The organism is Arthrobacter sp. CAN_A2 (assembly GCF_015752045.1).
Taxonomy (GTDB): Bacteria; Actinomycetota; Actinomycetes; order Actinomycetales; family Micrococcaceae; genus Arthrobacter_D.
In genome coordinates, this window is sequence record NZ_JADOUS010000003.1 from 229,588 (window position 1) to 243,581 (window position 13,994).

A 13,994-nucleotide genomic window follows, 5' to 3' on the forward strand; every position below is an offset into this window, starting at 1 on the left:
CCGGCGGTGCTGGAATGGTGGCCCTGCACCGGCAGTCCTCCACCGCCGCCGGCGCGGTGTGGTCCACGGCGGGACGAAGCATCCGCCACGGCGGCACGCGCGGCGTCTTGAGGTGAGGCCGTCCGACGGTTCTACTGGGACCATGACGTTCCTCGGCGCCCGACGCGGGCTGCAGCTCCTGATCGGCCTCTTCCTCTACGGTTTCTCGCTCGCCATGATGATCAGGGCTACGCTCGGGGTCTCGCCGTGGGACGTCCTCGGGCAGGGTGGATCGCTCAGGACCGGCATCCCGTTCGGCTTCATGACCAACATCATCGGCGTCATCGTCCTGCTGCTCTGGATCCCGCTCCGGCAGCGTCCCGGCATCGGGACCGTGCTGAACGTCCTGCTCGTAGGGCCCAGTGCCGAGATCGGGCTCGCGCTGCTCGGAGAGCCCAGCCAGCTGTGGGCGCGGATCCTGCTGTTCACCGGCGGACTGGTGCTGCTGGCGGTTGCCAGCGGCCTCTACATCGGCGCTCGGCTCGGCCCGGGCCCGCGCGACGGCCTCATGACAGGGCTCCACGCCCGGTTCGGGCTGCCGATCTGGCTGGTCCGGACGGCCATCGAGGGGACCGTGCTGCTGCTCGGCTGGCTGCTCGGCGGGTCCGTCGGTCTCGGTACCGTCGCCTTCGCCCTGCTCATCGGGCCGATGATCAACATCGCGCTGCCGATCTTCCGCATGCCCGAACGGCGCCAGGGCCCGGCGCCGGCCGCCGTCGCCGCCTGACCGGACCGCCCGGGCACGGCACCTGCCGCCGTCTGGCCGGACCGCCCGAGCCGGGCACCACCGGACGCCTGCCGGGCCGAGCACCGCACCGACGCCGTGCAGTATCCAGCAGCGCGCCGCGCGGCCCGGGTCCGATGCCCGCCGCCCTAGACTGGAACTCCTGCCGTCAGAGAGGACCCCATGACCACCGACGCCCCCAGCGCCGAGACCCGCAGTCCGTGGCGCGAGCTCGGACCGGGCATCTACGTGCTGCGCACCCCGGCTTTCCGGATGAATGTCGGGCTCATCGTCGGCTCCGAGCAGGCGCTGGTCGTCGATACCGGCGCGGGACCGCTTGGTGCGGCCGAGGTGTACTCCCACGTGCGGGCCGTCACCGGCCTGCCGCTCGTCGTCGTGAACACGCACGCCCATGCGGATCACTTCTTTGGGAACAGCTACTTCGCCGCGCATGGCGTCGAGGAGTTCTGGGCCACGTCGCGGTGCGGCGCCGTCCAGGCCGAGAACGGCGAGGACCAGCGGACACTGGTCGCCGCCGTCGAACCCGCCATGGGTGCGGGCGAGGGCGAGCACACGCGGATCCTCGCCGCGAACCGGCTGGTGGAGGGCAAGCCCGTGGACCTCGACCTGGGCGAACAGTCGGTGACGCTGTTCCACCTCGGTCGCGGCCACACCGATCACGATCTGCTCGTGGGTGCCGGGAACGTCCTGTTCACCGGCGACCTCGTGGAGGAGGGTACCGACCCCGCCTTCGAGGATTCGTTCCCTGTGGACTGGGTGCGGACGCTCGGCAAGGTCACGGCGCTGGAGGACCTCTACGACGTGTTCGTTCCCGGCCACGGCGAGCCCGTGGCCGTCGAGGACGTCGTCACGCAGATGAACACGATGCGCAGCGCCATCCGGGTGACCCGGATGGCGATGGACGAGGCCTCGGTGGACATGACGAAGGCCATCCCGATCCTGCCGTACGGCCCCGAGCAGTCCCGCGCGCTCCTCATCCGCCTGCGCACGCTCGCGCACTGGAAGTGGCTGACGCGCAAGCACTGAGGCCGGCGTCCGCCTAGCCGCCGAAGACCGTGCGGTCCAGGAAGGCGTTGCGGAACGTGCCCTCGGGATCCATGCGACGGGCGAGGCTCCGGAAGTCCTCGAAACGGGGATAGAGCGGTGCCAGCTGCGCGGCGTCCGCGGCGAACAGCTTCCCCCAGTGCGGGCGGGCACCCAGCGGGAGCAGTGCCGCCTCGAGGTCCGGCAGCAGCGCCTCGACGTCGGCCTGCATCGGCTTCCAGGTGAAGTGCAGGCCGATCCCGTCGCGGCGGTAGTTGCTGCTGAGCCACAGCTCGTCCGCCGCCATGGAGCGCACCTCCGAGACCAGCAGCAGCGGTGCGATCCTCGGGGCGAGGGCACGCACCGCCTGGATCGCCTCCACCGCGTGGTCGCGGCCCACGAGGTACTCGGTCTGCAGTTCCTGACCGTTGCTGGGGGTGAATGCGAGGCGGAAATGGGCCAGCCGGTCCGACCACGGTCCCGGGACGCCGAGCTGCTGCGTGCAGTGGTCCGCGGCCACACCCGGCACCGGATGGTAGGCGCGGTCCGCCGGTGTGCCGCCGTGGAACGCCCCGGGCACGGGACCGGCGCCGTCGACGCGGCTCTTGAGCCACGCCTGCCCGATGGTGTCGCCCGACCAGTCCGTGAACAGGCTGACGCTGTACGCGGCGGAGGTGGCGGCGTCGTAGTCCGCGAGCACCGCGTCCCACGGGACGTCCGTGAACACGTCCTGGCGCACGTCGAACGAGGGCTCGATGCGCAGGGTCACGCTGTGGACGACGCCGAGGGCGCCGAGGCCCACGACGGCGCCGTCGAAATCGTCGTCGCCCGAGACCAGGACCAGGACGTCGCCGGCCGCGGTCACGAGCTCCAGCCCGACGACCGCGGTGGCGAGGTTGCCGTTCGCATTCCCCGAGCCGTGGGTGGCGGTGGCGATGGCGCCTCCGACCGAGATGTGGGGGAGTGAGGCGAGATTGTGCAGGGCGAAGCCGTGACGCTGCAGGTGTTCCGCGAGCACCCCGTACCGCACGCCCGCGCCGACCGTGACGGTGAGCGCGCCCTCATCGATCCGTACCCCGGGATCGAGCGCATCCAGGCAGACGAGGGTGCCGGGGCTGTCCGCGATGTCATTGAAGGAATGGCGCGAGCCGAGCGTCCGGACCCGGGTGGCTCCCGCGACGGTCCGCTGGAGGTCGGCGAGCGAGGTAGGGTGCTCGATCGTCCGGGCCCGGTACTCGTAGTTGCCCGCCCAGTTGAGCCTGTCCCGTACCTGTTCCTCGATCATGGTCTTCCTCATCTGGCCGGCGTCGCGGCCGCGCACAGCAGGGCTGGGGCGGCACACTCGGAGGGGTGCCCGCCCATCCTAGTCATCCGGCAGGGGCCCTCCGCACCGTCCCGGCGACGCCGCCGGTCCGGGGCTCCCCCGGGTCGCCGCGGAGTCGCTGTACGATACGGACCTATGCCCGGAACACCCTCGAGGAGCCCGACCGCGTGACCATGAGACCGAATACCTCCGTGGAACCCGCCGAGTACAGGATCGAGGGCGGGGGGTACGCGGCTGTCGTCCTCGTCCTCGGCGCCGCAGTCCGCGAACTCACCCATGACGGGCGTCCGCTCGTGGTCGGCTTCGGCGCGGCGGAGGCGATGCCCAACTTCCGCGGCGCCTTCGTCGCCCCGTGGCCCAACCGCATCGAGGACGGTCGCTACTCGTTCGACGGCGCCGATCACCGGCTGCCCATCAACGAACCCGAGCGCGGCACGGCCCTCCACGGTCTCGTCCACGACATCCCCTGGTCGCTCGTGGACCACACCGGGTCCTCCGTCACGCTCGCGTGCACCATCGCGCCGAGCGCGGGCTACCCCTTCGAGGTGGCCCTCGAGGCGCGCTTCGGCGTCGACGTGCAGGGCTTCCGCACCGACATCACGGCGACGAACACCGGCTCGCGGCGCGCCCCCTACGGCGTCTGCCCGCACCCGTACCTCGTCGCCGGGCCCTCGCCCCTCGACGAGTGGGTGCTCGACCTGCCCGCCGCCACGGTCCTGACGGTCACACCCGACCGGCTGCTGCCCGTGGCCAAGGAGCCCGTCGCCGGGACGCCGTTTGACTTCCGGGCGGCCCATGCGCTCGGCGACGTGAAGATCGACCACGCGTTCACCGACCTGCAGCGCGACGCCGACGGCCGGGCCACGGTGCGGGTCATCGACCCGATCCACGGCAGCGGGACGGCGATGGTGTGGGGCGGGAGTTGCCCGTGGGTCCAGATCCACACGGCGGACCTGCCGCTGAAGCCGGAGAGCACGCGCCTCGGTCTCGCCGTCGAGCCCATGACCTGCCCACCCGACGCCTTCAACACCGGCGAGGACCTGATCGTCCTCGAGCCGGGGGAGACGCACCGGACCGGCTGGACCATCTCGGCGCTGTAGCCCCGGTCGGCTCCGGTCGCCCCGGTCGCTCGGGTCGGGAGGGCGGAAATGACCGCTCGCACGGCCTGATCGCCGTTCATTGGGCCCTCTCGCGGCCGCGGGAACCTCTGGTCCCGTCTGCCGTTCGCGGGTACGGTACCCCCAGGAACGGGGAGGAGGCCGGGCATGGACGACCAGGACATCCTGTCCACCATCCGGTCCCTCGTGGAGGAGGAGCACCGTCTCCGCGAGGGAGCGGCCGGTAGCGTCCGCGGTCACGAGAACGAGGGACGCCTGCGCCGCCTCGAGGAGAGCCTGGACCAGTGCTGGGACCTGCTGCGGCAGCGCCGGGCCAAGAAGGAGTACGGGGAGAATCCCGACTCGGCGTCCGTCCGTCCGGTCAGCCAGGTGGAGGGCTACTGGCCCCGGTCGAGGAGCCGGTCCTAGGGTCTCGCTGGAGCGGAACTCCCTCAACCGCCCACGAGCTGGTCGAGGGTGACGAAGCCGTAGCCGGCGCTGCTGATCTGATCGATGACCTGGCCCAGGGCGTCGGCGTCGAGGGTGCTGCCGTCGTCCGGGTTGGACCCGATATGCATGAGGACGATCTCGCCCGGCTGGAGCCCGCCGAGAACCCGGTCCGTGACCGTCTGCGTGCTGATGCCGCCACTGGTGCCCTTCCATCCCAGGGTGTCCACGGTCCACCGGACGGCGACATAGCCGAGGTCGTTCACGGTGGCGATCGTCCGTGCATCCCGTTCACCGAAGGGGAAGCGGAAGAACGGGCGGGGATCGGCGCCGGCCGCCAGGATCGTCTGCTCGGCGCCGAGCACTTCCTGGGCGATGAGCGGATCCGAGAGGCTCGTGAAGCCGGGGTGCGTCATGGAATGGTTCGCGACGCGGTGACCCGCCGCGGTGATCTGCCCGGCACCTCCGGGATTCGCCGTGGCCCAGGTCCCGGTCAGGAAGAAGGTGGCGGGAACTCCCTTGGCGGACAGGGTCGACAGGATCTTCGGCAGGCCGGCGGAATTGGCGCCGGCGTCGAAGGTGAGTGCCACCACGTTCCCTGCGCCGGGGATGACCGTGAGGTCCTGACCGCGCAGTGACGGTGGGAAGGGTGTGGAGGGTGGTGGGGGCGTCGGCTCCGGCACGGGCGCCGTCGGGCCGGGGGAGGTCGTGACCGGCCCCGGCGAGGTCTGCACGGGCTCGGCCGACGGCGGTGGGCCGCCGGCGCGGCCCGCGATCACCACAGCGATCACCACGGTGAGCACCACGGTGAGCACCAGGAGGACGAGCGTGAGGACGATAGCGGCCGAGCGCCGCCGTCCGGTTCCGGCTGGTGTCGCCGTCATGGTTTCTCCCCCCGGACGGCGTCCGCGAGAGTCGCCTCGATGCACCCGGATCCGGGGCGGCCGTCCTTGCGCCACCGTCATGCCCATGGTCGGTCGCGCTCGGGCGCAGCGGCAGAGGCTTTGGTCACCGGGCGCGCCGGCAGCGTCAGGGCTGGTGCTGCCGCGGTCCCGTCGCGTCGAGGACCCGCGCTGCGAGATCGCGCGCCTCACGCAGGCGCTCGGGCGAGCAGCCCTCCACGGGGGGCATGGAGAACCGTCCATGGGGAGAGGGATCGGCCTTCTCGCGACCCATGGCAGCCGGCGGGGTCCGGGGGCCGCCCGGGCGGATGCACAGCCGGGCGAGGAGGACGCCGCCCGTGACGATGAGGAGGAGGGGGTAGTACCGGGACCCCGCGGCGAGCGCGAAGATCCCGAGGGAGATGCTGAGGGTGGCAAGGGGAAGGAGCAGCCTGGTGGTCATCACACGTCCGTCGTCGTTGACTGGTGGTGTGGGACCGATGGTACCCCCGGCCGGCGACGCGATCCAGAGGGCGCGGCATCGACCGAAGGGCCGGCCCTACTCCTTCACGGCACCCGCCGACGCGTTCATGATCCGCTTCTGGAAGACGAAGAAGACGATGGCCACCGGGACGGTCATCAGGGCCGCTGCCGCGAGTTTCAGCGGGTACTGCGTGCCTTGGCTCAGCTGGCCCGACGAGAGCTGGGCGACGCCCTTCGTCAGGGTGGTGAGCGCCGGATCCTGCGTGGACACGATGAAGTGGTTCAGCTCGTTCCAGGACCCCTGGAAGGACAGGATGACGATGGTCATGACGGCGGGGCGGGCCATGGGGAGGACCACGGACCAGAAGGTCCGGAACGTCCCGGCGCCGTCGATCCTCGCCTGCTCCTCGACGCTGGCCGGGATGGACTCGAAGAAGTTCTTCATGATGAAGACCCCTGCGGCGTCCGCGAGCAGCGGCAATACCATTCCGGCGTAGGAATCGTAGATGCCGAGTTGGTTGATGACGAGGAACTTCGGGATGAGCAGCACCACGCCGGGCACGGCCATGATCGCCACCAGGAGGGCGAAGACCAGGCCCCGCCCGCGGAACGGGATGCGAGCCAGGGCGTAGCCGGCGAGGGAGTTGAAGAACACGCGGCCCGCCGTCACGAAGAGGGTGACGATGAAGGAGTTCTGCGCCCACGTGGGGAAGTCCGACGCTGCGAAGAGCTGGGTGTAGGCCGCGGTGGTCCAGTTCTGGGGGATCAGCCCGAGCGGGTTCTGGGCCGCCTCCGGCTCCGTCTTGAACGAGCTCGACACCTGGACGAGGAACGGGAAGATGTAGATCAGGGCCAGGACGGCCAGCAGCACGTAGAGGGTCAGCGCCCTGCGCCCCACGCCCGGGGACTTCCGGCGCCGGGCGGCGGACGGGGTCGGTTGCGGGGGAGGCGTCGATGCGGCGGGACGGGTGGCGAGCTGGCTCATGGCTTCGGCTCCTTGACGGGCAGGGCGCTGCTGGAGGCGGTGCGCGCGCCGGTGGATGACACCGTCACCGGCACGATGCGGCGGCGCCGGGGGATGTCGCGCTCGCGGAGCGCGAGGCGCTGCAGCAGCGTGAGGACCACGATGATGGCGAACAGGATGAATGCGATTGCGGCACCCTCACCCCATCGCTGGTTGTTGAAGGCGGTGCTGAAGGACAGGTAGGCCGGGGTCAGCGTGGTTTTCGCGGGACCGCCCTGCGTGCCGGTGTAGATCTGGTCGAACACCTGCCAGGAACCGATCAGCCCGAGCGTGAGCACGGTGAACAGGGTGGGCCGCAGCATGGGCAGGGTCACCTGCCAGAAACGCTGCCAGCCGTTGGCGCCGTCGACCATAGCCGCCTCCTGCACCTCGCCACTGATGTTCTGCAACGCGGCGATGAACAGCAGCATGAAGGTGCCCGACGTCGTGAAGATCGCCATCAGGATGAACGCGCTCATCGCCACGGACGGGCCCGCGAGCCACTCCCACCCTGAGATGCCGAGGAAGGCGGGCTCGTTCAGGGATTCCGGGGCGGTCCCGATGCCGGCTGCCGCGAGGATCAGGTGGATCACACCGCGCGGATCCTGGAACCAGTTGGGCCCGGTCACCGAGATGAAGGAGAGCACGCGGTTCACGACGCCGGTGGAGCTGAACAGGAACAGCCAGAGGACCGTGATCGCCACCGAGCTCGTGACCGAGGGGAAGTAGAACGCCGTGCGGAAGAATCCCCGCCCGCGGAGCACTTCCCGATTTACGAGGACCGCCAGGAACATGCTCAGCCCGGTCTGCAGGGGCACCACGAGCAGGACGTAGTACAGGTTGTTCCGGATGGACGTCCCGAAATCGCGGGAGGCCAGTCCGTCGCCGTCGAGGATCGCGGTGTAGTTCTCCCCGCCCACGAAGGAGACCGACTCCCCGAGCGGGCTGCCGCGCCCGGTCCAGTCGGACATGCTCACCCACGCCGCCATCAGGACCGGGATGACGAGGAAGAGGTCGAGGATCAGCACGACCGGCGAGATGAACAGCCAGCCGGTGAGGCCCTGCTGCCCTCGCGAGGTTCGACGACGGGCGCTGCCTGTGCGTCGGGGGGAGGTACTCGATCGTGCCACCGGGGTGCTCCTTTGCAGCGGTGCGGCCGGCCATGAGGGCCTGGCCAGGGGTGGACCGCGGCAACGCCCGTCCTGCGGGTCGGGCGCTGCCGCGGGTCTTGATGCCCTACTGGGTGTCGGCGATCACGGCCTCGAGGTCCGGCTGGATGCCGTCGAGGAGCTGCTGCGGATCGGCAGTCTTCAGGCTCTCGAGCTGCGCGTTGAGCTCGGCGACGACGTCCACGGCGCCGGGCTGGGCCGGGACGTTCTGGGCGTAGTCGCCGCCCGCGATGAACGGAGCGAGATCCGGGTACTGCTCCGACCACTGATCTGCTGCGGACTGGACGGACGGCATCACGCCGAAGGCCTCCGCAAAGGCCAGCTGGCTGTCGACCGAGGTCAGCTGCTCCACGAGCTGCCGTGCGCCCTCGACGTTGTCGCTGTCCGCGGCGATGCCCCAGCAGTTGGTGAACTGCAGGGTGCCCTTGCCGCCCGGACCCTCGGGGAGTTCCGCGACGGTGTAGCCGAGGTCCGGGTAGTCCGCACTCATGGCGCCGGCGATCCAGTTGCCCTCGATGACCATGGCGGCCTGCCCCTTGCCGAAGGCTTCGCCGCCCCAGCCTGCGCCGAGGTCCGAGGAGTAGCTGGCCACGCCGTCGTTCAGCAACTGCTGCACGTAGGTGAGCGCTTCGACGTTCTCGGGGCTGTTGGCGGTCGCTTCGCCGCCGGTGACCAGGCCGCCACCGGCCGCGGCTGCGAACGCGCCGACGCGCTGGAATTCGGGGCTGAAGGCCAGTCCGACAGTGCCTTCCTTCGTCAGCGTCTTCGCGGTCTCCGCGAGTTCGTCCCAGGTGGTCGGGATGTCCTCCTCCGAGAGGCCGGCTGCGGCCCAGAGCTCGTCGTTGATCACGAGCGCCAGCGTCGAGAAGTCCTTCGGCGCACAGTAGAGCGTGTCCTCGTACGTGAACGCCTCGCGCAGCGCCGGGTAGAAGTCGTCCTTGGCGGGGAGGTCCTCCGCGTAGGGTTCGAGCGAACCGTTGGCCGCGTAGCCGGCGAAGGAGTCCGCGGAGACGTAGAAGACGTCGGCGGGCTTGCCGGAGGCGAAGCCCTGGCTGAGCTGCTGCGGGAGGTCCGAGGCGACGTTCACGGTCGCGTCGGTGCCGGACTCTGCGGACCACGAGGACACTGCCTCGGTCACGGCGTCCGTCTCGGCGGTGCCCGAGGATCCGATCAGGACGGTCAGGGGAGCGTCCGTGGCCTCGGTCTGGTCGCCCGAGCCCTCGCCGGCGTTGGAGAAGCCCGACCCGCCGCAGGCGGTCAGTGCCAGTGCGCCTACGGCCACCAGGGTTGCGGCGGCAAGGCGTCGGGAGCTTCGTGGAGTGCCAGTCATCATTGTCTGTGTCCTTCTTCGGTGGGGTGCTGTCAGGTGGTGCCGGCGGTGGGGATGCCGGTGTCGATGGGATAGGGGATGCGCCGGACGAGCGTCGCCGGGAGCAGCAGGTGCTGCTCCGGCGCCAGGCCGCCCGCGCCTCCCGTGGTCGTTTCCGCAAGCTGGTGGGTGAGGACGGCGATCGCGTGGCGGGCGGCGTCCTCGATGGGTTGGGCGACGCTCGACAGCCCGACGGCAGCGGCCACCGGGGTGTCGTCGAAGCCCGTCACGGCCGCCGGTATGCCGGGGAAGGCCAGGCGCAGCTGCATGGCGGCGCCCAGTGCGAGGGAGTCGCTCACGCAGACGATCGCCGTCGCGCCTGCTGCCAGGAGGTGGCGGGCCGCCACTGCCCCCGTCTGTACGCCGTCGTCGATGGACGCCGTCAGTTCCTGGATGCGGCCGGGTCCGACGCCGGCGGCCGCGAGGGTGCGCTGCCAGCCCGCACGGCGATCGTCGCCGGCCCCCGACCCGGTCGGCCAGCCGAGGAACCCGATGGACTCGTGGCCCTCACCGAGGAAGGCGGCGGTGGCCTCGGCCGTCCCGGCCCCGCCGTCGACGTCGACCCACGCGTGCCTGCTCCGGAGGGGATCCTCGGCGTCGTCCCAGGGCCGGCCGAAGGCGGCGAAGGGGACGTCGTGGTCGAGGAGCCAGGCGGTCCGGCGGTCGCCGTGGTGGGTGCCGGTGAGGACGAACCCGTCGATGTCGGAGACCTGGAGCAGTTCCTCGTACTGGCGGATCTCGTCGGTGTCGGAGTCGGCGCAGAACAGCGTCAGCCGGTAGCCCTCGCGCTGCGCGGTCTCCGTCAGGGAGTGCAGGAAGCGGTCGAGGATGGAGCCGTTGATGCCGTCGTGAACCGGCATGAGTCGCAGGCCGAGGTTCATGGAGCGGCGGGTCCGCAACTGCCGGGCTGCCGCGCTGGGGCGGTAGCCGCTGGCCGCGATCGCCGCCTCGACCCGGGCGCGGGTCTCCGGCTTCACCCGGTGCGGGGCGTTGATGACGTTCGAGATGGTCTGCCGTGATACGCCGAGGGAGTCAGCGAGGGAAACCAGGGTGGTCTTCGTCATGGGTTCGTCCTCCTCGTCATCGGGTCGGGCGCCGGCGGTCGGTGCGTGTTTACAACCATATGAACGTTCAAATAGGCTGTCAGCGACTAATTTGAACGATCCAACAGTGTGAATCCCCTGCGAGGGTGGACGACTGGACCAACCACAAGGAGCTCCGATGGCGCACCTCCAGCCTTTCCTGCACGATCTGACCGGCGTGTTCAGCGCACCCATCCAGGCGTGGTCGGATCCCCACGGCCAAATCCGTGCCACAGGTGCGCAGGGCATCCATTGCGGGGACGACCGAGTGATCAGCCGGGCCGTGCTGACGGTGGACGGTACGGAACCGGAGTGGGTCAGCGCCCAGGTGAGGTCGGCTCGCCGGGTGGACTTCCTGGCAATGGTCCGGATCGAGAATGCCGGCGCGGATCCGCTCGTGCAGCTCACACGCACCCGGACGGCGTCCGCGGAGGGTGTCCGCGAGGTCCTGCGGATCGAGTCCGCTCTCGATGAACCGTTGACCGTGGCGCTCGCCTGCAGCCTCACGGCGGACAGCACGCCGATGGAGAAGGTGAAGTCCGGCCAGGGGCCCGGCGCGCCGCTCCGGGTCGACGGGCTGCAGTGGAACTGGCGTAACGACGACACCTCCGCCGTGCTCGATCCCGGCACGGCGTCCGTCTCCTTCGACGGCGGCGTGATCGACCTCCGGTGGCTGGTCACCGTCGACCCGGGATCGGCGGCAGAAGTGGTCTGGTCGCTGGCGCTGCGGGACGCGGGTGCCCCGATGATCGCTCCCACCACCGGACCCCTGCAGGTGCCGGCGGTGGGGGATCGCCGCCTCGATCACCTGCTGCGCCGCTCCATCTCGGACCTCAACGGCCTCCGCATGGCCTCGGCGGATGAGCCTGCAGCGACGTTCCTCGCTGCAGGCGCGCCCTGGTTCTTCACGATGTTCGGCCGTGACTCCCTTATCGCCGCGCGCATGCTGCTCCCGGTGTCCACGGAGCTCGCCGGCTCGACGCTCGCCGCCCTCGCCTCCCGGCAGGGCGCCGTCAGTGATGCCTCCACGGCCGAGCAGCCGGGCAAGATCCTCCACGAGGTGCGCCGCGGCACGCTCCAGTTCGAGGAGGGCGGCACCGGGATCGCGCTGCCGCCGGTCTACTACGGCACCATCGACGCCACGCCGCTGTGGATCATGCTGCTCCACGACGCCTGGCGCGCGGGCCTCGACGACGACGTCGTCGAGCACCTCCTCGATCCGCTCGAGAAGGCGCTGGCCTGGCTGCGCGACTTCGGGGACTCGGACGGCGACGGCTTCCTCGAGTATCTCGACACGAGCGGACACGGCCTGGCCAATCAGGGCTGGAAGGACTCCGGTGATTCGATCCGCTGGCACGACGGCTCCCTCGCCGAGGGGCCGATCGCGCTGAGCGAGGTCCAGGGCTACGCCTACGAGGCGGCCCTCGGGGGAGCGGCCCTGCTCGAGGCCTTCGGCCGCCCTGGCGCGGACGGCTGGCGCAGCTACGCGGGCTCGCTGGCGGAGCGCTTCAGGGACTCGTTCTGGTGCTCGGATGACACCGGCCGCTACCCGGCGATTGCCCTCGATGCGCAGAAGCGCGCCGTCGACGGCGTGACGAGCAACATGGGCCACCTCCTCGGTACGGGGATCCTCACGGCCGAGGAGGAAGCCGTGGTGGTCGCTCGGCTGCTGGACCCGACGATGTTCTCGGGCTTCGGCATCCGGACGGTCTCGACGACGAATGGGGGCTTCTGGCCCACGCGGTACCATGCCGGGTCCGTGTGGAGCCACGATACCGGCATGATCATCAGCGGGATGCTGCGGGCGGGCTTCGCGGACGAGGCCGCGGTCCTCGCGCTCGGGCTGCTCGATGCCGCCGAGGGCTTCGACTGGCGGCTGCCCGAACTCTTCTCGGGGCATGCGGCCGACGACGTCGAGCGGCCGGTGCCCTACCCGGCGTCGTGCCGTCCGCAGGCGTGGGCCGCAGCCTCCGCCGTGCCGATCGCGCAGGCGCTCGGCGCGCTCTGATGCCCGGCGTCTCCGGGGGTCGACGGGTCGGCGCCTCAGTGCAGGAGGCGCTGGTACAGCAGGTGGTCCTGCCAGGTCCCGGCGATGCGGAGGTAGGACGGCGCCGTCCCGATGAGGCCGAATCCCGCCCGGTGCAGGACCGCGGTCGACGCAGCGTTGCGCGGCAGGACGGACGCCTCGACGCGATGCAGTCCCAGCTCGTCCCGGGCATGCTGCAACGCTGCCTGCAGGGCGGCCGAGCAGACGCCCCGGCCCTGCATCCGCGCGTCGACCCAGTAGCCCACATGGGCGCTGAGGAACGGGCCGCGGACGATGCCGGACAGGGTCATCGTGCCGACGATCCGCTCGTCCGCCACCAGGACCCACAGCACGTCGGTGCCGGCCGCCAGGCCCTCGAGTCGCCGCGTGATCTGCTCGGCCTGGCCCGCCTCGGCGAAGAAGGCGTCGTCCCGCAGCGGCTCCCACGGTGCGAGGTGCTCCCGGTTGTCCCGGTATGCCCGGGCGAGGGCGGCGGCGTCGACCGCCGACAGCCCGCGCATGGTCACGCCGGATGGCAAGGTGGGGGAGGGCACCCGGCAACTGTAGTCCGGGGTGTCCGGCGCCCTCGGTCACGGTGGTGGGTGCAGGCTCCCTCGGCCCTTCCTGCTGCTTCCCCCGCTGGCAGACTGTGCACATGGCCGGAGCCCCTGACGCCCGTATCGACGACTACATCGCCGCCCTGCCCGCCTGGCAGCAGGAGATCTGCCGCACCGTCCGCCGGGTGGCGCACGAGGCCGATCCTGACGTCGAGGAGACGATCAAGCGCACCCGTCAGCCCCACTTCGTGCTCCACGGCAACGTGTGCGCTCTTCTCGCCACCAGGGACCACGTCGATGTCTTCCTCTACGACGGCGGCCTGGCCCCCGACCCGCACGGCATCATCACCGGGGGCCACGGCAACGCGACAGGCCGGACGATCGCCGTCTACGAGGACCATCCGGTCGCCGAGGACGCGCTCCGGGAGATCTTCCGGGCCGTCATCGCCGACAATCGCGCCGGCGGTTGGCGCAGCATCACCAAGCATGCCAACCCAGGCCGATGAGCCCGTCCCCATCCATGAGGGGTGGGGCTCGCCCCCCCCACTCCTGAGGTCCGCCCAGCCATGGACATGAAGGGTCTGCTGATCCACGCGGCGGGACGGCGGAACCGGGCTTGTTGGGCAGCGCCTTGCGCAGTGCCGCCAATACTCGACGTGACCTGTACCTGGACCAGCTCCCTCTAACGTCCGGCGCGCGGTGCTGTCCATTGCCGGACAGCGCAAAGGCGGCAGCATGGTCGGGGGCAG

Annotated in this window: 14 protein-coding genes; 6 read left to right on the forward strand and 8 right to left on the reverse strand. The window is 70.7% G+C overall.

What is annotated here, in order from left to right; all coding sequences use genetic code 11:
* Positions 1 to 142: 142 nt before the first annotated feature.
* Entirely contained in the window at positions 143 to 766 is a 624-nt protein-coding gene (yczE, locus tag IWX63_RS05480) for a membrane protein YczE (protein ID WP_199277141.1), read from the forward strand.
* A 180-nt stretch (positions 767 to 946) separates the two neighbouring features.
* Entirely contained in the window at positions 947 to 1,810 is an 864-nt protein-coding gene (locus IWX63_RS05485) for an MBL fold metallo-hydrolase (protein WP_199277142.1), read from the forward strand.
* Positions 1,811 to 1,823: 13 nt separating this feature from the next.
* On the opposite strand, the gene IWX63_RS05490 is transcribed toward IWX63_RS05485, so the two are convergent.
* On the reverse strand, positions 1,824 to 3,092 hold the full coding sequence (locus IWX63_RS05490) for an FAD-binding protein (protein ID WP_199277143.1): 1,269 nt from the start codon (positions 3,090 to 3,092) through the stop codon (positions 1,824 to 1,826).
* 212 nt (positions 3,093 to 3,304) lie between these two features.
* Between IWX63_RS05490 and IWX63_RS05495 the strand changes: the two genes are divergently transcribed.
* Together IWX63_RS05495 and IWX63_RS05500 are read left to right on the forward strand one after the other, a co-directional pair.
* On the forward strand, positions 3,305 to 4,231 hold the full coding sequence (locus IWX63_RS05495; protein ID WP_199277246.1) for an aldose 1-epimerase family protein: 927 nt from the start codon (positions 3,305 to 3,307) through the stop codon (positions 4,229 to 4,231).
* 165 nt (positions 4,232 to 4,396) lie between these two features.
* The gene (locus tag IWX63_RS05500) at positions 4,397 to 4,657 is read left to right on the forward strand and encodes a DUF2630 family protein (RefSeq protein WP_199277144.1); all 261 of its coding nucleotides are present in this window, start codon (positions 4,397 to 4,399) and stop codon (positions 4,655 to 4,657) included.
* Between the two features lie 23 nt (positions 4,658 to 4,680).
* On the opposite strand, the gene IWX63_RS05505 is transcribed toward IWX63_RS05500, so the two are convergent.
* From IWX63_RS05505 to IWX63_RS05530, 6 genes are all read right to left on the reverse strand, one after another.
* Positions 4,681 to 5,559, reverse strand: coding sequence for a polysaccharide deacetylase family protein (locus IWX63_RS05505; RefSeq protein ID WP_199277145.1), 879 nt, complete (start codon positions 5,557 to 5,559; stop codon positions 4,681 to 4,683).
* A gap of 145 nt (positions 5,560 to 5,704) precedes the next feature.
* Entirely contained in the window at positions 5,705 to 6,019 is a 315-nt protein-coding gene (locus IWX63_RS05510; RefSeq protein ID WP_199277146.1) for a hypothetical protein, read from the reverse strand.
* 96 nt (positions 6,020 to 6,115) lie between these two features.
* Positions 6,116 to 7,024, reverse strand: a complete 909-nt coding sequence (locus IWX63_RS05515) for a carbohydrate ABC transporter permease (RefSeq protein ID WP_199277147.1) — start codon at positions 7,022 to 7,024, stop codon at positions 6,116 to 6,118.
* Positions 7,021 to 8,172, reverse strand: a complete 1,152-nt coding sequence (locus tag IWX63_RS05520; RefSeq protein WP_442859098.1) for a carbohydrate ABC transporter permease — start codon at positions 8,170 to 8,172, stop codon at positions 7,021 to 7,023. Before IWX63_RS05520 ends, IWX63_RS05515 begins: the two co-directional genes overlap by 4 nt.
* A gap of 106 nt (positions 8,173 to 8,278) precedes the next feature.
* The gene (locus IWX63_RS05525; RefSeq protein WP_442859099.1) at positions 8,279 to 9,544 is read right to left on the reverse strand and encodes a sugar ABC transporter substrate-binding protein; all 1,266 of its coding nucleotides are present in this window, start codon (positions 9,542 to 9,544) and stop codon (positions 8,279 to 8,281) included.
* A gap of 29 nt (positions 9,545 to 9,573) precedes the next feature.
* A complete protein-coding gene (locus IWX63_RS05530) occupies positions 9,574 to 10,644 on the reverse strand; it encodes a LacI family DNA-binding transcriptional regulator (RefSeq protein WP_199277148.1) in 1,071 nt (356 codons plus the stop codon).
* A 157-nt stretch (positions 10,645 to 10,801) separates the two neighbouring features.
* On the opposite strand from IWX63_RS05530, the gene IWX63_RS05535 reads away from it, so the two are divergent.
* Positions 10,802 to 12,670 carry a glycogen debranching N-terminal domain-containing protein gene (locus IWX63_RS05535; protein ID WP_199277149.1) on the forward strand — a complete coding sequence of 623 codons (1,869 nt, stop codon included), beginning with the start codon at positions 10,802 to 10,804 and terminating at the stop codon, positions 12,668 to 12,670.
* Between the two features lie 35 nt (positions 12,671 to 12,705).
* On the opposite strand, the gene IWX63_RS05540 is transcribed toward IWX63_RS05535, so the two are convergent.
* Positions 12,706 to 13,242 carry a GNAT family N-acetyltransferase gene (locus IWX63_RS05540; protein ID WP_334685658.1) on the reverse strand — a complete coding sequence of 179 codons (537 nt, stop codon included), beginning with the start codon at positions 13,240 to 13,242 and terminating at the stop codon, positions 12,706 to 12,708.
* A gap of 101 nt (positions 13,243 to 13,343) precedes the next feature.
* Here IWX63_RS05540 and IWX63_RS05545 point away from each other — a divergent pair, with 101 nt between their 5' ends.
* Entirely contained in the window at positions 13,344 to 13,751 is a 408-nt protein-coding gene (locus IWX63_RS05545; protein ID WP_199277150.1) for a DUF1801 domain-containing protein, read from the forward strand.
* Positions 13,752 to 13,994 lie beyond the last annotated feature (243 nt).

What these genes read in the sequence shown, in the direction of transcription:
- IWX63_RS05500 (WP_199277144.1), top strand. Translation starts at nt 4,397, where the DNA reads ATGGACGACCAGGACATCCTGTCCACCATCCGGTCCCTCGTGGAGGAG.
- IWX63_RS05505 (WP_199277145.1), bottom strand. Translation starts at nt 5,559, where the DNA reads ATGACGGCGACACCAGCCGGAACCGGACGGCGGCGCTCGGCCGCTATC.
- IWX63_RS05545 (WP_199277150.1), top strand. Translation starts at nt 13,344, where the DNA reads ATGGCCGGAGCCCCTGACGCCCGTATCGACGACTACATCGCCGCCCTG.
- IWX63_RS05495 (WP_199277246.1), top strand. Translation starts at nt 3,305, where the DNA reads ATGAGACCGAATACCTCCGTGGAACCCGCCGAGTACAGGATCGAGGGC.
- IWX63_RS05485 (WP_199277142.1), top strand. Translation starts at nt 947, where the DNA reads ATGACCACCGACGCCCCCAGCGCCGAGACCCGCAGTCCGTGGCGCGAG.
- IWX63_RS05535 (WP_199277149.1), top strand. Translation starts at nt 10,802, where the DNA reads ATGGCGCACCTCCAGCCTTTCCTGCACGATCTGACCGGCGTGTTCAGC.
- IWX63_RS05510 (WP_199277146.1), bottom strand. Translation starts at nt 6,019, where the DNA reads ATGACCACCAGGCTGCTCCTTCCCCTTGCCACCCTCAGCATCTCCCTC.
- IWX63_RS05525 (WP_442859099.1), bottom strand. Translation starts at nt 9,544, where the DNA reads ATGATGACTGGCACTCCACGAAGCTCCCGACGCCTTGCCGCCGCAACC.
- yczE (WP_199277141.1), top strand. Translation starts at nt 143, where the DNA reads ATGACGTTCCTCGGCGCCCGACGCGGGCTGCAGCTCCTGATCGGCCTC.
- IWX63_RS05530 (WP_199277148.1), bottom strand. Translation starts at nt 10,644, where the DNA reads ATGACGAAGACCACCCTGGTTTCCCTCGCTGACTCCCTCGGCGTATCA.
- IWX63_RS05490 (WP_199277143.1), bottom strand. Translation starts at nt 3,092, where the DNA reads ATGATCGAGGAACAGGTACGGGACAGGCTCAACTGGGCGGGCAACTAC.
- IWX63_RS05515 (WP_199277147.1), bottom strand. Translation starts at nt 7,024, where the DNA reads ATGAGCCAGCTCGCCACCCGTCCCGCCGCATCGACGCCTCCCCCGCAA.